Source organism: Streptomyces sp. NPDC005878 (assembly GCF_040629815.1).
Taxonomy (GTDB): Bacteria; Actinomycetota; Actinomycetes; order Streptomycetales; family Streptomycetaceae; genus Streptomyces.
The window spans coordinates 1-18,905 of record NZ_JBEXWK010000018.1 but is presented as its reverse complement, the minus strand read 5'-3'; the positions used below and the strand labels follow the sequence as shown (position 1 = coordinate 18,905).

Below are 18,905 nucleotides of genomic sequence, written 5' to 3'. Positions count from 1 at the left end.
TTGACGAGGAGCGGACCGACACGGACAGTAACGAAACGCAAGATCACGGCGTCACGGAGCGCGGAACGCCGCCGAGGGCAAACCCGGAGGAGATTGTCAGTGGCCGCCCCTACGCTGATTCTCACGTCGTGATCGACGAGGGGGGCCTCGCGATCGCCTGTTTCCCTGTGCCCGCGAGGTGATGATCCATGACTTCCGCCGCCCCGACCGACGGCGCTCCGCCGGACGTCAACAGCTTCCAGGTCGACCTGCGAGGGCTGGTCGACCTCCTCTCCCACCATCTGTACTCGAGCCCGCGGGTCTACGTCCGCGAGCTCCTGCAGAACGCGGTGGACGCGGTCACGGCCCGCCGGGCGCACGACCCCGAGGCCCGTATCCGCATCCGCCTCTCCTCGGTTGACGGCAGGGTCGCCATCGAGGACAGCGGCATCGGCCTGACCGCCGACGAGGTGCACACCCTGCTCGCCACGATCGGCCGCAGCTCCAAGCGCGGCGGGGAGCACGGTCTGGAGTCCGCCCGGCGGGAGTTCCTGGGCCAGTTCGGCATCGGCCTGCTCGCCTGCTTCGTGGTGGCCCGCCGCATCCGTGTGGTCACCCGCTCGGCGCGCACCCCCGACGCCGCCCCCGTGGAGTGGCTCGCGAGCGACGACGGGTCGTACACGGTCCGCGTCCTGCCCGACGACGCCAGGCCCGAGCCCGGTACCACCGTCCACCTCGAACCGCGCCCGGGTGCCGAGGAGTGGACCACCGCCGCGCGCGTGGAGGAACTCGCCCGCGACTTCGGCTCCCTGCTCCCCTATGACATCGCGTTCGCGGGGGACGACGGCGCCGAGCGCCCGGTCACCGACCGGCCGCCCGTCTGGGAGCGGGAGTACCCGACACCGGCCGCCCGCCGCGTCGCGCTCTCCGGTCACTGCGCGCGGGTCTTCGGTTTCACCCCGCTGGACTCGATCGACCTGGACCTGCCGGTCGCGGGCGTGCGGGGCGTCGCTTACGTACTGCCGGAGCCGACCAGCCCGGCGCACCGGGCCGGGCACCGCACCTACCTCAAGGGCATGCTGCTCACCGACCGCGCCGACAACCTGCTGCCCGAGTGGGCGTTCTTCGTGCGCGCGGTGGTCGACACCGACACCCTGCGCCCCACGGCGTCGCGGGAGAACCTGTACGACGACGAGACGCTCGCCGCCGTCCGCGACGCCCTCGGCGCCCGGCTGCGGCAGTGGCTCGCGGAGCTCGCCGCGGGCGACCCGCAGCGCCTCGCCGCGTTCCTGAGCGTGCATCACCTGGGCGTGAAGTCCCTGGCCCGGCACGACGCCGAGCTCTTCGCGCTGATGCTGCCGTGGCTGCCGTTCGAGACCAACGACGGCCGGCGCAGCCTGGATGAGTTCGCGGCCGCCCACACCGAGATCCACTTCACCCGGACCGTCGAGGAGTTCCGGCAGATCGCCCCGATCGCGGCGGCGCACGGCCTGGGCGTCGTCAACGCGGGCTACACGTACGACGCCAACCTGCTCGCCCTGCTCCCCAAAATCCGGCCCGGCCTGAAGGTCACCGAGCTCGACGCGGGCGCGGTCACCGACCGCCTCGACCCGGTGCCCACCACCGCGGAGCTGTCGCTCGCCGCCTTCCTGTCGACCGCCCGCACCCGGCTCGACCCGCACGGGTGCGACGTGGTGCTGCGGGCCTTCCAGCCGGTGGCCGTGCCCGCGCTGTTCCTCGACGACCGGCAGGCGCGGCACGAGCGCGACCGGGCCGCCGCCCAGGAGAACGCCGACTCGCTGTGGAACGACATCCTCGGCGCCCTGCGCGGCTCCGCCCCGCGCGCGCGGCTGGTGCTCAACCACAACAACCCGCTGATCCGCCGGATCGCCACGCTGCCGGACGCCGAACTGACCGGCACGGCCATCGAATCGCTCTACGGCCAGGCGCTGCTGATGTCGCAGCGACCGCTGCGCCCGGCCGACTCCACCCTGCTCAACCGGGCCTTCCTGGACCTCCTGGAATGGGCCACCCACTCCACGCCGGGCACCCACCCCCAGGAGGGCCGGAAGTGACCGCCCTGACCCCCGAGGAGATCCGCCAGGCCCTGGCGGAGAACGCGCGGACTCCCTACGGCGCGGCGCGCAACGCGCGCGCGGAGACACTGGCCGCCGCCGCCGAGTCCAGCGGAGACCGCGAGCTGTTCCGCCAGGCGCTGGACCGGCTGATCGACGCGTACGAGTGGAGCGCCGAGCGCACCAAGATGGTGGTGCCGTTCGCGCGTCTGCTCCAGGAGTACGACCGCGACCCGGCCGCCTTCCCCGTCTACGAGGTGCACGGCCTGTTCTGGCGCTTCAAGTGGGTGGCCGGGCGGATCGTCGAGTCCCCGGACATCCCGCTCGCCGCGGTGGAGGGCTGGCTGGTGGACATGGAGCGCCGCTACCGGCTCGCCGGATACAGCGAACGGGCCGTGCGCCAGGCCGAGTTCCACCTCGCCGACGCGACCGGCGACGAAGCCCGTATGGACCGGGCCGCGGCGGGCTGGACCGCGGCCGCGCGCGACCGGATGAGCGACTGCCACGCGTGCGAGATCAACACCCAGGGCTGGTACTGGGCGCGCAAGGGCGAGGACGCCAAGGCGATCGAGATCTGGGCGCCGGTGCTCTCGGGTGAGATGTCCTGCATGGAGGAGCCGCACCGGGTCCTGGCGCACTCGCTGCTCCCCCTGGTGCGCCTCGGCCGCCTCGACGAGGCCCGCTCGCACCACGTGCGCGGCTACCGGATGACCCGCGGCAACGACAGCCTGCTGCGCTCGGTCGGCAAGCACATCGAGTTCTGCGCGCTGACCGGCAACGAACCGCGCGGTCTGGAGATCCTCGCCGAGTACACCACCCATCTCGGCCCGCTCACCGACGTCGAGACGCAGATGGAGTTCGCGGGCGGCGTCCTGGTGCTGCTGCGCCGTCTCACCGACCTGGGGCACGGCGACCGCCCCGCCGTGCCCTACCGGGGCACGGGACACACGGTGAAGGAGCTGTACGAGCGGCTCTTCGCGGACGCCACTACCATCGCCGCCCGCTTCGACGCCCGCAACGGCTCCGCGCATGTCTCGCAGCGGCTGGCCGAGCGGATCGCCCAGCAGCCCCTGGTCGACGTGCTGCCGCTCGGGGTGCGCACCGCGGGACTTCCGGCGGCCCCGGCGCCCGCGGGCGTGCGCCCGGCCGCTGCCCCGGCCCAGGCCGCGGCCGCCACCGACACCCTGGACCTCGCGACTCTGGTCGAGCACGCGCGTACGGTTCGGAGGCAGGGCCGTCCCTCGGCCGACGCCCTCTGGGCCAGGGTCGCCGAACGCGTCGCGGCGGGAGAGGCGTTGCCCGACGCGGCCACGGCCGCCGACCTGCTGGAGTTCCGCGCGACGGCGGCGGCCCGGGCCGGCTCCGAGCAGGCCCGGGAGTTGTTCGCGCGCGCGGCCGACGCCCAGCGGGCGGCCGGGCGCCCCGCCCGCGCGGCCTACGCCCTGCTCGGCGTCGCGGCCGCCGCCGCCCGGTCGGGCGCGGAGACCGTGGAGATCCGGAACCTGCTGGCCGTCGCCACCGAGGCCGCGCGGACCCTGGCCGAGACCGACCCCGCTCGCGCCCGCCGGGTCGCGGCAGCCGAACTGGCCACTCTCCACATCGAGTCGTACCTGCGCGAGCGCGAGACGCCCGAGGAGGACCGGCGGACGCGGGACGCCCATCTGGTCGTCGGGCTGGAGGAGTTCGTCGCCGCGCACGGCACCGGCGGCTGCGCGGATGCGGACGGGGATGTGGATGTGGCGGATGTGGTCGCCGAGGCGGAACTGGTCCTGGCCCGGATGGCGCTGATGACCGGTGACCTCGGCCGGGCGGAGCCTCTGCTGGCGTCCGCCGCGCAGCGCTGCCTCGCCGCCGAGCACCCTTGGGAGGCGGTCGAACCGCTGTCGCTGCGGGCACGCGTGCTGGCGGCACGGGGCGACGCGGAGGGCGCCGAGGCCCTCGCCCGGGCCGCGCTCGCCCATGCCGCCGAGCTGACGGATCCCGAGGAGCACGCCGCCGTACGGCTCACGCTCGCGGAGATCCTGCTGCGCGGCCCCGGCGCGGCCGACGAGGCGGCGGCGCACGCGCTGGAAGCGGTGCACTGGCTCGACCAGGCGGGGCTCGCCGCGACCGGCGGCGCCCGGGCGCGCCTGCTGCTGGCCCGCGCCTACGCGGAGGCCGAGCGCACCGCCGAGGCGGCCGAGGTCCTCCAGTCCGCGCTGCCCGACCTGGTGGAGCACGGCGAACAGGAGGCGGTGGAGGCCCGGCGGATGCTCGGTGAACTGCTGCGCGGACTCAACGACCAGCGTGCGGCGGCCGAGCAGTATCTGCTCGCCGCGGAGACCGCGAAGGGCTGGGAGAACCCCCGTCCGCAGGCGAGCCTGGCCCACTCCGCCGCCGAGGCGCTCGCGGCGGCCGGGCTGCGCGAGGAGGCGCGGTCGGCATACGGACGGGCGCTGGAGCTGTGGCGGCAGGCGGGTGACAACCCCGTCGGGGAGGTCCGGGTGCTGCGGTCGCTGGCCTGGCTGGCGGCGGAGGGCGCTGCGGGCGACGACCGGTACGGGCAGGCGCGCGCGCTGATGGAGCAGGCGCTCGCCGTACTCGAAGGCTCCGAGGAGCCCGAGTCGCGCTACGAGCGGGCGCAGACCTGGCAGCAACTCGCCGCCGTCCTGGAGGACTCCCTGGAGCAGGACGCACAGGACGAGGAGTACGAGGACGAGGACGACCACGACGACGGGCAGGACGGAGGGGGTACCTCCGCCAACGCAGAACCGGACGTGACGGCCGAGGCGTCCGCGGCTGTCCGGACCGAGATCGTCGCACTCCTCGACCGCGCGTCCACCGGCTATGCCGGGCTCGGCGAGGACGCGTTGCGCGAATGGTTCCAGTGCGCCGCCCGGGCGGCCTGGACCGAACAGGAGATGGGCCGGGCACACGACGGCACAGCTCGGCTGACCGCCCTCATCGCCCGTCTCGGGCAGTTGGAGGGCCCCGAGGCGGCCGAGCTCGCTGCCCAAGCGGAGCAGATACGGGAGCGGTTGGGGTGACTGCCGGGGGGGAGGTGCGAGTAGGCCCCTCCCCCCCCCGCCGCCGGGGCCCGGCGCGCCCTACTGGCGCTGCCAGTGCCCCGGGAAGCTGGGGGGCGCGTTCGGGCTGCACTTGGCGGCCCCGGCGGGTGGCCCCGAAAACAGGAGCAGGTCAAGTGCCACCGGCTCACAGGCCGGCCCGTCGCCCCGAGCGCACGGCCCCAGACGCCCAGGCACCGTTGCCCGCTCGCCGCAACGCCACACTCGCCGCAGTCACCGCAGTCACCGCAGTCACCTCGGTCAGCGCATTCACCCCGGTCAGCGCATTCACCGCCGGATGGCATGACCTGCCGGATGGCGTGACCTGCCGGGCCGTCAGCTCACCCGGGCCGCAAAGTCCGCACCCGGGGTCGGGGTCGGCACCCTCCGTGGGGGACCGCCGTCCGGGTCCGGATCCCTGATGGCTTCCACGGACGGGTTGCCGCCCCGCGTCACATCCTCGCGGGGCCCCTCACCCCAGTCAATCCTCTGGTTTTCTTTCGAAGGCCCAAGCAATACCTTGGGGTTCATGACTCTCGATGATCTCCGCGTCTTCGTCGCCGCCTGCGAGAGCGGCAATCTCAGCGCCGTGGCACGCGATCTGTCGCGTACGCAGTCGGCGGTGAGCCAGCACGTCAAGCGGCTGGAGGCCGAGCTCGGGCTGCCCCTCCTGGAGCGGCGCCCGCGCGGGGTCGCCCCCACCCAGGCCGGGCGCATCCTCCAGCAGGCCGCCGCGCAGGGCATCGGCCACATAGAGCTGGCACTGCGTCAGCTCCGCCAGCTCAGAGAGGGCGACGGCGGCACCGTGCGGATCGCCACCGGCGCCACCACCGTCCGCCACTTCATGTCCGACGCGGTGGTGCGCTTCCGGGGCGCGCACCCCCGCGCCGGACTGGAGTTCCGTACCGAGAACTCTAGCCGGGCCTGCGTAGACGCGCTCGCCGCGGGAGACTCCGATCTCGCCTGGATCACCATCGGCGCCCCCGTGCGGGGCATCGAACAGCGTCCGGTCATCGAGCTGCCGTGGGTCCTCGCCGTCCACGCGGACGATCCCCTCGCGGGCAGGAGCAGCATCGAACCGGCCGACCTGGCCGGTATCCGGCACATTCAACTGCCCGCCGACTCCCGGTCCCGGCACCACCTGGACCGGCAACTGACCGGTCTGGACGTCAGCCTGGCCTCCACCACCAGCGTGGCGGACTGGGACACCGCGATCCTTCTTGCCGAGCTGGGGCTCGGCCACGCCGTGGTGCCCGCGCTGCCGGGGTGGACCGCCTCCGCCCCGGGCGCGGTGCGCTTCGTACCGCTGCCGACGCTCCCCCCGCTGGCGGCGGGGTGGGCGGTACGCCAGTGGGACGCGTTGGGGCCGCTCGCCCAGGAGTTCGCGGGCACCGTCGTGGACACGCTCACGGGGGAAGGGTGAGGGGTGCGCCGACGCGGTACGAAAACTTTCTTCGACTCGTCGGCAACCCCGGCCCTCGCCGCACGTCGTGAGGGGTGAAGGGCGTCGTCCGACGCCGTTCAGCCGACCTGGAGACGTACTACGTGAACACCACGAAGCACCACGGCCGCACCTTCTCCCGCGGGGCTGCCGCCGCCGGACTGCTGGCCGCGCTCGCCGTGCCCGCCCTGGCCCACACGGCCCACGCCGACGGCGGCACGCAGCCGCGCCATCTGGCCACCAGCCGCCCCGCCCCGGCGTCCGCCGCACCGACCGTGGCGCCGTCCACCTCACCCCAGCGCCCCGCACCCGCCACGACGCCCGCCGCCCCCAGCCTGCGGCCCTCCGCCGCGCCCAGCACGCCCCCGAGCGCGCCCGAGCCGGCGCCCCCGACGAAGACCCCGGGCGAGTCCCGGCCCGGCGCCGAACCCAGCGCCGCGCCCTCCCCTTCGACACGCCAGGACGAACTGGCCCATACTGGCTCGTCCAAGACCAACACGGTCCTGGGTGCCGGAGCGGGCGCGCTGATCGCCGCGGGCGCCGGGACCGTCTACGCCGTCCGGCGGCGACAGAACCACTGAGGCGCAGGACGGCCCCGCCGTGCGGGGCCGCGCCGTTCCACCCGAGGAAGTGATGGAGTACACCGCCGTCCGGTACCCGGCGCCGCCAGGGCGTCTGGGCCCGCGCGCCTTTCTGCACTGGCTGCTGCGCCGGGACCGGCTGGTCACCGGGCCGGAGCGCCCGGCCGTCCTCGGCGGGTACGGCCCGCACCCCGCACGGCCGACCATCAGCGGGCTCTACCACGCGCACCGGCTGCGCATGGTTCACCTCGCGGTGATGCTCGTGGACGACCGGGCCACGGCCGAGGACGTGGTGCAGGACGCGTTCACCGCGCTGTACCGGCGCCACGGCGAGGAGATCGCCGAGGTGGACAACGCGCTCGCCTATCTCCGTACCGCCGTGGTCAACGCCTCCCGCTCGGTGCTGCGGCGGCGGCGTACGGCGCGCGCGTACACCCCGCCGCACGAGGCCGACGCGCCCTCCGCCGAGGAGCGCGTCGTCCTCGACGAGGAGCACCGCGAAGTGCTGGCCGCGCTGGGGCGGTTGAGCGCGCGCCGCCGAGAGGTACTGGTGCTGCGGTACTGGGGCGAGCTCACCGAGGCCGAGATCGCGCAGACGCTGCGGATCAGCCGCGGTTCGGTGAAGTCGCTGGCGAGCCGGGGCCTGGACGCCCTGGAGAAGATCTTGAAGGAGCGGTCGTGAGAGGAGTGGACATGAGTGGCGGGGAGAGTCCCGAACGCCCCGTCGAGGTACGGCTGCGGCGGGCGCTGGCGGCCCGCGCGCAGACCGTGACGGTCCGCGATCTGCGCCCGGCGGACCCACCGGGCCCGCATCTGCGCCGGACCGCGCTCCTCCGGTCGTGGCCGCCCACCCCGGGGTCGCGCCGCCTGGCCCTGCCGCTGGCCGCGCTCGCCACCGCGGCGGCCGTGGCGATCGGCTACCTGGCCGTGGAGCCGGGCGGTGCGCCGGACCACCCGCTGCCCGCGGCCACCCCGGGCCCGGTCTCTCCGGGTCCGGTCTCCCCGCACCCCTCCCCCCACCCCTCCCGGGCCGAATCGCCCCGGCCCGAGCCCTCGACGCCGCCGACGAAGGCGCGACGGCCCGCCCGGCCGTCGGCCCGGACCCCGGGCACCACCCCCCAGCCGGACACCAGCGCGCCCCCTCGGACGCCGCCACCGAGGTCGACGGGCCTCCCCTCGCTCCAGCCGTCCCGCACCCCGTCGCCACCGGCAACCCGCTGAAGCGGCCCGTATAGAGGCGGGGGAGGACGCGGCCCGCGCGCCCACCTACAACAGGCACGCACGTGCCGCCGCTGTCCGGTACACCGTTGGCACCGGCGCCCCGCAGAACCCGCCCGTACCGAAGCGCAGGCACGCGCGGCCCACTCGCCCCGACACAGGCACACACGTGCCGACGCTCGTCCCGTACACCGTCGACACCGGCACCCCGCTGAAGCCGCCCACTGAAGCGCCCGTGCCAGGCCCCCGGGCTCGACACGGCCCCCAGCCCACGGGCATACCCGGCCCGCTCAACCCACGCACGCAAGTGCCGGCCGGCCCACCGCCCCCGTAGCCGTGTGTGGGCCGGCCGGCACTCCCCCGTTGTCGTGCACCTCCAGCGTGGCAGGGCCACGGCCCCGGAGGTGACGTGTTTCGGGCTGGTCCGAAACACGGCCGACGGCCATGCTCGGGCGCGTGACGCTGCGCATCCACTTCACCGCCGACGACCTCGCCCGCACCCGGGTGGCCGAGGGGCCGCGGCCGATGCTCGAACTCGACGTAGCCCTGCGGGTGTTGCAGGAGAGCGTGCACCGGGCGCGTTTCGACGCGTGGCGGCGGGAGTCGCTGGCACGGCTGGCGCCCCGCAACCGCCTGGCCTTCGACGTGGTGCCGCCCACCGGATGGTCGCTGGACTTCCTCCTGCCGGTGGAGCCGGGCGGCGTCCAGGAGTTGTGGGAGAAGGTGCGCGCCACCCCGGCGGGGCGGGTACGGGAACACGTGGGCCAGTGGGCGGGCCGGGTCCAGCGGATTCCGGCCTGGACGGGCCGCCTCGCCGACGACCCCCGCTTCCTGCGGGAGCTGGTCGATGTCTTCGAGGACACGTACGAGCAGCTCGTGGCGCCGTACTGGCCCCGGATCGAGCGGCTCGCCGACGTCGACCGGGCGAGGCGGATGCGGCATCTGACCGAGGGCGGCGTGGAGCGGTTGCTCCAGCGGCTCCACCCGCGGCGGGTGCGCTGGAACCCTCCGGTGCTGGAACTGACCATGGCCTCCGGCCACGACGGCGACCTGCGTCTCGAAGGGCGGGGACTGCTGCTCGTACCGACGCTCTTCGGCTCGGCGTATCCGGTCTTCGACGACGCCGGGCCGCAGCCCTGGGTCAGCTTCCCCGTCGGCGACGACCGGCCGCCGTGGTCCCCGCTGCCCGCGACGGTGACCGCGGGCGCCCTGAGCGCCGCGCCCCGCTCGCTCGCGGCGCTCCTCGGCCGCACCCGGGCCACCGTGCTGTGCGCGATCGCGGAACACCCGGGGCTGACCACCAGTCGGCTCGCCGCCCGGGCGGGCATCTCCCCGGCGAGCGCGAGCGAACACGCCACGGTGCTGCGGTCGGCGGGCCTGGTCGGCACGGCACGGGACCGCAACGCGGTGCTGCACACCCCTGCGCACCTGACCGGCCCCTGTGGCCCAGGTCACGTACGCGGAAAGTGTTATGGCCCGGCCCCCTCCCGCTCTCCCATGTGCCGGACACCCCGGCAGCACCGGAGAGAGAGCGGAGCCCCATGCAGCACCACGACGACCACCCCCACGTCCGGCCCGCGAGCGAAGGACGGGCCACCCGGCGGCGTGCGCACCGGCAGCGGTCCCGGCGGGCCGTCGGCACCGCCGTGGCCGGGACCGTGGCGGTCGCCGCCGTCGCCGGAGCGCTGCTGTGGCCGCACTCCGACGATCCCGCCGAGGCCGTACGCACCCAGGCGGCCCCGCCCGCCGGCCACCCCCTCGGCGCCGGAGCGGCAACGGACCCCCCCGCCCCGTCCGCCGCCCCCTCCCCGATACGCTCCACCGCGCCCGCGAAGTCCCCCTCCCCCAAGCCGAAGCCGAGCCGGACCGGCACCGCCTCCGGTTCCGCGCACCCCGGCACGGGAACGGGCTCCGGTACAGGCACGGGCACGGGCGCCGGTACCGGCAGCACGACGACCCAGGGCCACCCGGGCGGCGGTCGTATACCGCGCGGGAGCACACCTCCGCGTACGGACAACGCGCCCTCCGGCGCCGCCGCCTCGTACGTCCAGCAGGTGGTGGACCTCGCCAACGCCGAGCGCGCCAAAGCGGGTTGCGCGCCCTTCAGGGCGAACGGCCGCCTGAACACCTCCGCCCAGGCGCACGCCGACGACATGGCGGCGCGCGACTACTACGAGCACAACAGCCCGGAGGGACGCAACGCGGGCGACCGGATGAGCGCCGCCGGATACGACTGGCACAAGTGGGGCGAGAACATCCACCGGGGGCCGAAGAGCGCCGCCGACGCGATGCGCGACTGGATGAAGAGCCCCGGCCACCGGGCCAACATCCTGGACTGCGGCTTCAAGGACATCGGTGTGGGGGTCAACCTCAGCGGCAACGGCCCGTGGTGGGTGCAGAACTTCGGCAGCTGACCCGCGCCCGGCAGCGGTGGGGCGCGGGACGGCGGACCGTTCCCGGGACGGGCAACCGCCCCGGGGCGGGAGGCCGCCTCAGGACGAGGGGCCCGCGAAGTCCTGCACCCACACCGTGCCCCCGGGCCCCGCCGCGGCGGCCACGCCGGTGTCGCGGTAGCCGCAGTCGAGCATGTTGTGCTGGTGGATCGCGCCGTCCGTCCAGTCCTCGACGATCGCCGCCGGGTCCGCCGTCCCCCGGTCCAGGTTCTCCGCCCAGGCCCCGACCGGATACCCGGCGTTCCGCATCCGGGCGTCGGCGTGCTGCCCCTCGGGGTTCGCGTGGTCGTAGTAGTGGCGCGCCACCATGTCCCGGGCGTGCCGCTGGGCCGCCGACGTCAGCCGCGGGTCCATCCGCAGCGGGGCGCAGCCGGCCGCGCTCCGGCGGCTGTTGACCAGCCGCAGCAGCCGTTGCTCGGGGGGCACGGCGGCCGGTGTGGGCCGGGCGGTCCTCGGGGTGGAGGTGGGTGACGGGCTCGGCTTGGCGGATGGCCGTACGGGTGGGGCGGAGGGGGAGGGCGGGACGGTCGGGGCGGTGGTCCGGGGTGCGGCGGGCGGGGCGGGAGTGGCCCGCGGCCGCGGGTCGGGCCAGAGCAGGGCGGTGCCGACGGCGAGGACGGCGGCGAGCGCGAGGGCGAGCGCGCCCTTGACCGCGTACGCGGGTGCCTTCGCCGGTGCGGCGGGCCCCGCCCCGGCGGCGCCCGGCACCGGCGCGGTGGACGCGACCGGCGCCATACGGGCGCCCGGGACGAACTGCGCGGCCCCGTACAGCGGCGCCAGCAGGGCGAGGCCGGCGAGCAGCCCCTCGGCGGGCACCAGCCCCGCGCCCCGCCCGGAACAGGTCCGGCAGTCACGGGTGTGGCGGGCGATCCGCTTGCGCCACACCGGTGCGGGGCGGCCGTCCCACCCGGCGACGGTCCGGGCCAGCTCGTCGCAGAGCGGCCGGGCCGCGAGCGCCCGCACCACGACCCGGCCCACCTCCAGCTGGGCCTTCATGCGCTGGACCCGGACGGCGGTGTGCTGCGGGGTGAGGGCCATCGCCTCGGCGAGCTCGGCGCGGGTGAGCTCGCCCGCCGCCTCCTGCCACCACAGGGCGAGGAGTTCGCGGTCGCTCTCGTCGAGCCAGCGGGTCGCCTCGGCCACTTCGCGGCGCTGCCCGGACAGGCCGAGGCGCAGGATGGTGAGGTCCACGAAGTCCGGTTCCGGGTCGGCGGCCGCGGCCAGCTGCTCGGGGGCGGCCGGGGTCGTGTACTGCTGGGCGCGCCAGCGGTGGCGTATCTGGTTCATCGCGATGGCGATCAGCCAGGACCGGAAACGGGACGGTTCGCGCAGCCCGTCGAGGCCTTCCAGGGCGTGGAACATGGTCTCCTGCACCACGTCGTCCACGTCCGCGTGGCCGTCCATGGCGCGGCCGACCACGTTGTAGACCAGCGGGAGGTAGTCGGCGACCAGCCGCTCGCGCGCCTGGGCGTCGCCGGTCCGCGCGGCGCCCACCAGCTCCGGCATGGACGTGCTGTCCCTGTGCATCTGCTCCCTCACCCACTGGCGTCGTCTGTGCGCTCCCGTCGTTCGGAGATCCCTGGCAGGCGTGGGGATAACAGGAACCGGGCCCTCATTTTGTACGACGGGCCGCCCCGCCGGAACGCCCACCTCCTGTCGCGCCGGTGTGCGGGATCTCCCGCGTTGTGCTATCGGCGCCGAGGGGAGACGCTGGTGGTGTACGCGGCCGGGAGTCACCGGTGCGCCGCAAGTGAGCACCCACCCGGTCGGGAAGGGGTGAGTTTCGTGCGCATGCTGTTGACCGCCCAACTGGACACCGAGAAGGCCAACGAGGCCATCAGGAACGGCTCGATGCAGAAGACGATGGAAGCCGCCGTGGAGGCGATCCACCCCGAGGCCGCCTACTTCACCTCGCGCAACGGGTGCCGTACCGCCTACCTCGTGTTCGACCTGGAGGACTCGTCGCAGATTCCGAAGACCGCTGAACCGTTCTTCCTCGAAATGGGCGCGAAGGTCGACTTCACGCCGGTCATGAACCAGGACGATCTGCGCAAGGGTTTGCAGGCCCTGGCCCGCTGAACCCCCGCGGCGGGCTCCCGCTCTCCGGTGCGGACGGCACTCAGGACGCGGGACCCGCCGGTGGGGCGCCCCTGACCGCGGCGCGGTAGAGCGCCCGGGCGGCGGCGCCGAACGGGGCGCTGTAGGAGACCTGCGGGGTGTTGCCGCCGGTGTGGTAGCCGCCGATGACCCCGATCACGCCCCAGCCGTCCCACCCCGGCACCAGCATCGGTCCGCCGCTGGTGCCGCCCACGAACGCGTCGCAGGCGATGCGCGCGAAGGTGCCGGGGTCGGCGGGGTCGTCGCTGACGAACCTGGTGGTGCGGCTCCAGCACTCCAGCGGCTTCTGCGCGTTGCCCGGATAGCCGATCATGCGTACCGGGAGGTGGGAGTAGCCGGTGCCGGTGAGCAGGCGGACTCCGCCCACCGCGTCCTGGAGCCTGGTGCCGTCCTGGTTGGGTTCGGTGCGCGCGAACCCGAAGTCGTAGGCGGCTCCGGCGTGCTCGCCCAGGTCGTAGTAGGGCTGCGGCACGTAGACGCCGTCGGTCACCACGGGGAAGGCGCCGAACGGCTTGATCCCGTCGTGGTAGCGCGGCACGAACGCGAGATGGCGCCGGGGCGCGGGGCCCGCGTAGCCCTTCAGGCAGTGTCCGGCGCTCAGCACCAGGTCGCGTCCGGGGCTGCGGACCACCGAGCCGCTGCAGGTGCGGCCGGTGCCGTGGGCGTCGGTCCAGAAGAACGTGCCCGCCTGGGGGATGCCGTCGAAGCTCCGGCTGGGCGGGATGTGCTCACCGGGCCGGGGTCCGTCCTCGGTGGGCGAGGCCGTCGGCCCGGCCCCGGCGCCCTTCGCCACCTCGGCGGGCAGCGCGGCGGCCATCCGCGCCGGGCTCCAGTAGGCGTCGAGCGCGGCGGCGTTCCGGTTCGCCCGGGCCGGCCCGCTCTCGTCGGCGGCGGCCGAGGTGGCTCCCGCGCCGGCCCCCGCGCCGATCAGCAGGGCGGCCGCGAGTGCGGCTGTGTGCCGGATGATCCTGGTTCTACGCACCATCAGTCCCCTTCCGGGCGGACACACATGACGACCCACCATAGGCGCGGCGCGTGGCGGGCAGAAGGGTCCGCCGGGGCCCCCGGCCGGCGCGCCGGTCACACGACGGCGACGGGCTCGGCCGCGCGTTCCAGCAGCCCGGCGCGCAGCGCGTCGACCAACCGCTCGTCGGCGCCGAGCAGTTCGCGTGCGTAGGTGTGCACCGAGCCGTGCCGGTCCGCGAGGCCGTCGAGGAAGAGGCGCATGACGGCGGCGGGGGCGCGGCCGTAGTCCGGCCAGGTGATCTCGCGGCCGGGGTGGGCGGCCCGCCAGTCGGCGATCAGGCGGTCGGTGGCGAGCCCGGTGAGGGTGAAGTCCTCGATGACGGCCTCCTCGGGGACACCGAGCAGGGTCAGCACGAGCGCGGCGAGCAGACCGGTGCGGTCCTTGCCCGAGGCGCAGTGGAAGACCAGCGGCCCGCTGCCGGGCGCGGCGATGACCCGCAGCGCCTCGCGCAGCTCCTCCACTCCGTCGTGGGCGACTTCCAGGAAGCGGTCGGCGAGGTACCGGCCGGTGTCCACGTCCGCGCCGAGGCTCGCCTGGTCGTACGGGCGGTGCTCGACGCTGAGGTTGCGGTACGTCAGCGAGGCGTGCTCGGGGACGCGTCCCTTGCCCTCGATCTCCCACGGGTAGCGCAGGTCGATGACCGTCCGCACTCCCAGGCCCAGGAACCGCTTCCAGTCCTCGCCCTGGAGTTTGCCCAGCGAGTCGGCGCGGTAGAGCCGTCCCCACCGCACGGTGCGGCCGTCCTCGGTGCGATAGCCGCCCAGGTCACGGAAGTTGTGCAACCGCTCGAACGCGATGTGTCTGTTCACAGGAGCGCACCCTACGGCCGTCCCGGCCGTCCGTCCGTGGTGTGGATCACTGGACACACCGCCCCGAACCGGGTGGTGGGGCGGCACACCGGGTTGAGATCCTCTCGACCATGGCCGAATGGGCAACCTTCGCCGTCGTTCCCGGCAGCGGCGACCACGAGCGGTACGAGCTGTACGAGTCGCGGTTCGGGGCGGCCGGGCTCGATCTGGACCTGCTGGCCGGTCCCGACGTCGTGCTGCCGTTCCTGCGCGCCCACGACCCCGCGCGCCACGGCTGGCTCGACGACGTCCGCTGCGAGGGCGCGGTCCTGGTCGACCCGCACCGCCGGGTGCTGCTGGTCTTCGTCCGGGACGGGCCGACCACCTGTATGCGACACCGGGCCGCCGCCCTGGAGCTGCTGCGCCACTCCTGGCCGGGCTGGCAGGTGCGCTGGACCTTCGACGGCCCGGCCGAGCTGCGCGCCTACCTGGGCCTGGACCCGGACGCGGTACGCGATCCGGGCCGCGAGGTGCGCGCGGGCGCTCTGCTCACCCCGGGCGACGGGGAACTCGCCGAGGACGATCCGCTCGCCACGGTCGTCACCGTGGGCGCCGGCCGCTGCCACCTCCTCGCCGCCGCCGGGGACCACCCGGTGGCGGAGGGGCCCGCCCTCCTCGACCGCCTCGCAGCGGCGCCCGACCACGGCCGGTGCGAACTCGCGGTGCTCTCCGGGCTGCACGTCGACCCCGCGCGGCGCCTGGTGGGCTGGTGGCTGCTGGGCGCACAGGCCGGGGCCTACCAGATGGAGGCGCGCTGGCCGGGCTGGACCGTCGAGTTCTGGCAGGACCGGTGGCAGGAGCAGGCCCGGGCGGCGGGCGGCCGGTTCGCCCCGCCGCCGGTGGAGCGCCGCCAGGCCCTCGTCGACGTACGGGACGAGGCGCGCGAGCACTGGGCGGGCCGAGGGAGTGCGGCGCGGCGCGGCCCGGCGCGGCCCCTCGGCCCCGGTCCCGTGGACGGCGGCGGTTTCCTGCCGGACGTCCCCGCCGACCTCGCCCCCGCGGCCCTGCTCTCGGTCGACTCGGCTTGGCGGCGGGCCGTCAGGGAGGTGAGGTGAGGGGTACGCCCTGAGCGGCTAGGCACCCGTCCGCGCAAGCGGGTTCAGGCTGGCCGGCTCCGGCTCTCGCGGGCGTCGGCCCGCAGGTCGCCGAGGGCGAGGAGCAGCGCGCCGACCACGAAGGCGAGCGACACCAGCAGTCCGTGGTCGTACGCCGCGGCCCAGTCGTCGTCCGCCAGCCGCGCGAAGAAGACCGCCCCGGCGGCGGCGATACCGACGGCGGAGCCGACGCGCTGACCGGTCTGGAGGGTGCCGCCCGCGCTGCCCGCCGAGCGGACCGGGACCCGGGAGAGCGTCAGCGTCTGGTTGGGGGCGATGACCAGACCGCTGCCGAGCCCGGCGAGGAGCAGCGGGGCCGTCATCGCCCACGCCGCGGACCGGCCCGGCACCAGGTGGACGGCGAGCGCCGTGGCGCCCAGCCCCGTGGCGACCATGACCAGGCCCACCGCGACCAGCCGGCGCCCGAAGCGGCCGACGAGGCGCCCGCCGATGGTGGCGGCGACTGCGGAGCCGACCGCGAACGGGGTGATGGCCAGGCCCGCGAGCAGCGCGCTCAGATGCAGTCCCGCCTGGAGGTAGAGGGCGCTGATGAAGAAGATCGAGGTGAACCCGCCGAAGTAGAGCAGGATCAGGGCGCAGCCCAGCCAGTAGCCGCGGTCGCGGAACAGCGTGAGGTCGACGACCGGGGACGCGCCGCCGGCGCTCTGGCGCCGCTCCCAGGCCACGAACGCCGTGAGCAGCACGACCGACAGGACCAGGAGCAGCCACTTCTCGGGGCCGTGCCACTGCTGGGCCTGGACGAACGGCAGGAGCAGCGCCAGGACTCCGGCGCCCAGCAGCAGCACCCCGACCGGATCGAGCGCGCGCAGCGAGATGCGGCGGGCGGACGGGGTGTCCGGGAGCAGCCGCCGGGCCAGCAGCAGGCAGCCGATCCCGAGGGGCACGTTGACGTAGAACACCCAGCGCCAGCCCTCCCGCGGGCCCGCCGCGTGGATGAGCAGCCCGCCGAGGAGCGGGCCCACGGCGGTGGAGAGGCCGATGACGCTGCCGAGCATCCCGAAGGCACGGCCGCGTTCGGCGCCGGTGAACATCTGCTGGATCAGGGCCGAGATCTGCGGCGAGATCAGCCCCGCGGCCAGGCCCTGTACGGCTCGGGCCGCCACCAGCCAGAGGCTGGACTGGGCGGCCCCGCAGGCCGCCGAGGCGAGGACGAACAGGGCGAGCCCGGTCATGAACACCGCGCGCCTGCCCCGGGCGTCGCCGACCCGCCCGGCCGGGACGAGGAAGAGGCCGAAGGCGAGGGCGTACCCGGAGAGGACCCACTGGAGGTCGGCCTCCGGGGCGTCCAGGGCCACCCGGATCGAGGGCAGGGCGACGTTGACGATCGACACGTCGAGCAGCGTCATGAACCCCGCCACCAGGCACACCGCGAGCGCCCGCCAGCGGCCGCGGTCGGACAGGGGCTCGGCGGCGGCCGTACCGGCACGGCCCGGCCCGGCGTCGCAGCCGCCCTCGGAATGCGGAGCCACCGGCGGCCTTCTTTCTCACGCGGTCAGGGGCAACGGTACGCATCCGCATGATGACGCAGGAGACACACCGCACGCGCCCTCCCGCGCCGGTCCGGCGCGGTGACGGCCCGTAGCCCTGGCGAAGCGGCCTTACGAGGGGATCATTGAGTCAGGGAGCGACGCGAGGCACCGCGTCCGCCGCCGCGCCGCCCATGACCCCGGTGGACGCAGGAGGACCCATGGCCGCCGAGGTGAGGAGTCCCCGGGCCCGCTACCGGGAGCAGACGCGCGCCGAGATCAAGGCGGCCGCGCTGGACCAGCTGGCCGAGGGCGGCGCCCAGGCGGTGGCGCTGACCCGGATCGCCCGGGACATGGGGCTGTCCGGACCGGCCCTCTACCGCTACTTCGCGGGCCGCGACGAACTGCTGGACGAGCTGATGCGGGACGCGTACGACGATCTGGCGCACGCCGTCACCCATGCCCGGGGTTTCGGTGCGAGGGACGCCCGTGCGGTGCTGCACACCCTCGCCGACGCGTTCCTCGACTGGGCCACCGCGCAGCCGCACCGCTATCTGCTGATCCAGGGGACCCCGGTGCCGGGCCATGCCGCGCCGCCCGACACGGCGGAGCGCGCGCGGGCCGCGCTCGGCCCCTTCCTCACCGTCTTCGCCTCCGGCGACCCCAGCGACGCGTTCCGCCCGACGGTGGAGGAGATGGCCGGGTGGGTACGGGAGGACGACTCGCTGGCCGCGTGGATCGCGGAGCACACGGGGCTGCCCCCGTACGACGCGCGGACCGGTACCGCGCTGGCGGGCGCGGTGCTCGCCTGGTCGCAACTGCACGGCACGGTCAGCCTCGCGGTGTCGGGCCAGTACGGCGGGATCGGCCCGAGGACGCGGACCCTGCTCCTGGCCCAGGCCGACGCGCTGGCGGACGCGTTCCGGCTGGCGTGACCGGCGGATCGGGGGCGGGCCGAGTACGGCGGAACCGGGGGCGCGAGGGCTGCCGTCCCCACCGCGGCCCCAACCGGCGTTCCGTCGCTCAGAGTTGTTGCTTCTTCGACTAATCAACGGAATGACTCATTGCGGTCTCGTTCACCCTCAACTCCTTGACGCCCCATGCGCCTCCCAGTTGACTTCCAGCCACCTCGGCCGCGAGGACGCGGCCATGTCAGGGGAGGTCTCTCGATGAACACCCGTATGCGTCGTGCCGCCGTGTGCGCGACCGCCACCGCGCTGGCCGTCTCCCTCGCCGCCTGCGGAAGCGCCAAGGAGTCCGGGGACCCCGCCAAGAAGTCCGGGGCCAGGAAGGGCGGCGCCATCAAGATCGGCCTCCTGCTTCCGGAGAACCAGACCGCGCGTTACGAGAAGTTCGACAAGCCGCTCATCGAGAAGATGGTCAAGGAGCTCACGGCGGGCAAGGGTCAGGTCGTCTACGCGAACGCCAAGCAGGACGCGACAATCCAGACGCAGCAGGTCGACACGATGATCACCAACAAGGTCGACGCGCTGATCGTGGACGCGGTGGACTCCAAGGCGATCGCGGGCGCGGTGAAGAA

Annotated in this window: 17 protein-coding genes; 12 read left to right on the top strand and 5 right to left on the bottom strand. The window is 74.7% G+C overall.

What is annotated here, in order from left to right; all coding sequences use genetic code 11:
* Positions 1–188: 188 nt before the first annotated feature.
* From ABZ404_RS24435 to ABZ404_RS24410, 6 genes are all read left to right on the top strand, one after another.
* Positions 189–2,054 (top strand): HSP90 family protein, encoded by a 1,866-nt coding sequence (locus ABZ404_RS24435; protein ID WP_358835734.1) that lies wholly within the window; start codon positions 189–191, stop codon positions 2,052–2,054.
* On the top strand, positions 2,051–5,080 hold the full coding sequence (locus tag ABZ404_RS24430) for a tetratricopeptide repeat protein (RefSeq protein ID WP_358835733.1): 3,030 nt from the start codon (positions 2,051–2,053) through the stop codon (positions 5,078–5,080). The genes ABZ404_RS24435 and ABZ404_RS24430 overlap by 4 nt, the downstream gene beginning before the upstream one ends.
* Before the next feature lie 547 nt (positions 5,081–5,627).
* On the top strand, positions 5,628–6,521 hold the full coding sequence (locus ABZ404_RS24425) for a LysR family transcriptional regulator (protein WP_358837126.1): 894 nt from the start codon (positions 5,628–5,630) through the stop codon (positions 6,519–6,521).
* Between the two features lie 122 nt (positions 6,522–6,643).
* On the top strand, positions 6,644–7,120 hold the full coding sequence (locus ABZ404_RS24420; RefSeq protein WP_358837127.1) for an LPXTG cell wall anchor domain-containing protein: 477 nt from the start codon (positions 6,644–6,646) through the stop codon (positions 7,118–7,120).
* A gap of 52 nt (positions 7,121–7,172) precedes the next feature.
* Complete coding sequence (locus ABZ404_RS24415) at positions 7,173–7,802, top strand: sigma-70 family RNA polymerase sigma factor (RefSeq protein ID WP_358837128.1); 630 nt, start codon at positions 7,173–7,175, stop codon at positions 7,800–7,802.
* 11 nt (positions 7,803–7,813) lie between these two features.
* On the top strand, positions 7,814–8,341 hold the full coding sequence (locus ABZ404_RS24410) for a hypothetical protein (protein ID WP_358837129.1): 528 nt from the start codon (positions 7,814–7,816) through the stop codon (positions 8,339–8,341).
* 287 nt (positions 8,342–8,628) lie between these two features.
* On the opposite strand, the gene ABZ404_RS24405 is transcribed toward ABZ404_RS24410, so the two are convergent.
* Complete coding sequence (locus ABZ404_RS24405) at positions 8,629–9,726, bottom strand: hypothetical protein (RefSeq protein WP_358837133.1); 1,098 nt, start codon at positions 9,724–9,726, stop codon at positions 8,629–8,631.
* Between ABZ404_RS24405 and ABZ404_RS24400 the strand changes: the two genes are divergently transcribed.
* A complete protein-coding gene (locus ABZ404_RS24400) occupies positions 9,614–10,462 on the top strand; it encodes a winged helix-turn-helix domain-containing protein (RefSeq protein ID WP_358990893.1) in 849 nt (282 codons plus the stop codon). The genes ABZ404_RS24405 and ABZ404_RS24400 overlap by 113 nt on opposite strands.
* Entirely contained in the window at positions 10,393–10,752 is a 360-nt protein-coding gene (locus ABZ404_RS24395) for a CAP domain-containing protein (protein WP_358990866.1), read from the top strand. The genes ABZ404_RS24400 and ABZ404_RS24395 overlap by 70 nt, the downstream gene beginning before the upstream one ends.
* Before the next feature lie 78 nt (positions 10,753–10,830).
* On the opposite strand, the gene ABZ404_RS24390 is transcribed toward ABZ404_RS24395, so the two are convergent.
* Positions 10,831–12,318, bottom strand: coding sequence for a sigma-70 family RNA polymerase sigma factor (locus ABZ404_RS24390; protein ID WP_358990863.1), 1,488 nt, complete (start codon positions 12,316–12,318; stop codon positions 10,831–10,833).
* A gap of 258 nt (positions 12,319–12,576) precedes the next feature.
* Between ABZ404_RS24390 and ABZ404_RS24385 the strand changes: the two genes are divergently transcribed.
* Positions 12,577–12,870: a hypothetical protein gene (locus ABZ404_RS24385; RefSeq protein WP_358836994.1), complete on the top strand. Its 294-nt coding sequence runs from the start codon at positions 12,577–12,579 to the stop codon at positions 12,868–12,870.
* A 40-nt stretch (positions 12,871–12,910) separates the two neighbouring features.
* On the opposite strand, the gene ABZ404_RS24380 is transcribed toward ABZ404_RS24385, so the two are convergent.
* A complete protein-coding gene (locus ABZ404_RS24380) occupies positions 12,911–13,894 on the bottom strand; it encodes a hypothetical protein (protein WP_358836993.1) in 984 nt (327 codons plus the stop codon).
* A 95-nt stretch (positions 13,895–13,989) separates the two neighbouring features.
* The gene (locus tag ABZ404_RS24375) at positions 13,990–14,745 is read right to left on the bottom strand and encodes a tyrosine-protein phosphatase (RefSeq protein WP_358836992.1); all 756 of its coding nucleotides are present in this window, start codon (positions 14,743–14,745) and stop codon (positions 13,990–13,992) included.
* Between the two features lie 110 nt (positions 14,746–14,855).
* Between ABZ404_RS24375 and ABZ404_RS24370 the strand changes: the two genes are divergently transcribed.
* Positions 14,856–15,839, top strand: coding sequence for a hypothetical protein (locus ABZ404_RS24370; protein WP_358836991.1), 984 nt, complete (start codon positions 14,856–14,858; stop codon positions 15,837–15,839).
* Positions 15,840–15,883: 44 nt separating this feature from the next.
* On the opposite strand, the gene ABZ404_RS24365 is transcribed toward ABZ404_RS24370, so the two are convergent.
* Positions 15,884–17,299: an MFS transporter gene (locus ABZ404_RS24365; RefSeq protein WP_358836996.1), complete on the bottom strand. Its 1,416-nt coding sequence runs from the start codon at positions 17,297–17,299 to the stop codon at positions 15,884–15,886.
* Between the two features lie 287 nt (positions 17,300–17,586).
* Here ABZ404_RS24365 and ABZ404_RS24360 point away from each other — a divergent pair, with 287 nt between their 5' ends.
* Together ABZ404_RS24360 and ABZ404_RS24355 are read left to right on the top strand one after the other, a co-directional pair.
* Positions 17,587–18,300: a TetR/AcrR family transcriptional regulator gene (locus tag ABZ404_RS24360; protein ID WP_358836990.1), complete on the top strand. Its 714-nt coding sequence runs from the start codon at positions 17,587–17,589 to the stop codon at positions 18,298–18,300.
* A 234-nt stretch (positions 18,301–18,534) separates the two neighbouring features.
* On the top strand, positions 18,535–18,905 hold a 371-nt coding region (locus tag ABZ404_RS24355), incomplete at its 3' end, for a substrate-binding domain-containing protein (protein ID WP_358836989.1).

Bases quoted from the DNA above. Each gene is read 5' to 3' on its own strand.
- ABZ404_RS24435 (WP_358835734.1), top strand. From the start codon at position 189: ATGACTTCCGCCGCCCCGACCGACGGCGCTCCGCCGGACGTCAACAGC.
- ABZ404_RS24425 (WP_358837126.1), top strand. From the start codon at position 5,628: ATGACTCTCGATGATCTCCGCGTCTTCGTCGCCGCCTGCGAGAGCGGC.
- ABZ404_RS24415 (WP_358837128.1), top strand. From the start codon at position 7,173: ATGGAGTACACCGCCGTCCGGTACCCGGCGCCGCCAGGGCGTCTGGGC.
- ABZ404_RS24410 (WP_358837129.1), top strand. From the start codon at position 7,814: ATGAGTGGCGGGGAGAGTCCCGAACGCCCCGTCGAGGTACGGCTGCGG.
- ABZ404_RS24390 (WP_358990863.1), bottom strand. From the start codon at position 12,318: ATGCACAGGGACAGCACGTCCATGCCGGAGCTGGTGGGCGCCGCGCGG.
- ABZ404_RS24380 (WP_358836993.1), bottom strand. From the start codon at position 13,894: ATGGTGCGTAGAACCAGGATCATCCGGCACACAGCCGCACTCGCGGCC.
- ABZ404_RS24370 (WP_358836991.1), top strand. From the start codon at position 14,856: ATGGCCGAATGGGCAACCTTCGCCGTCGTTCCCGGCAGCGGCGACCAC.
- ABZ404_RS24360 (WP_358836990.1), top strand. From the start codon at position 17,587: ATGGCCGCCGAGGTGAGGAGTCCCCGGGCCCGCTACCGGGAGCAGACG.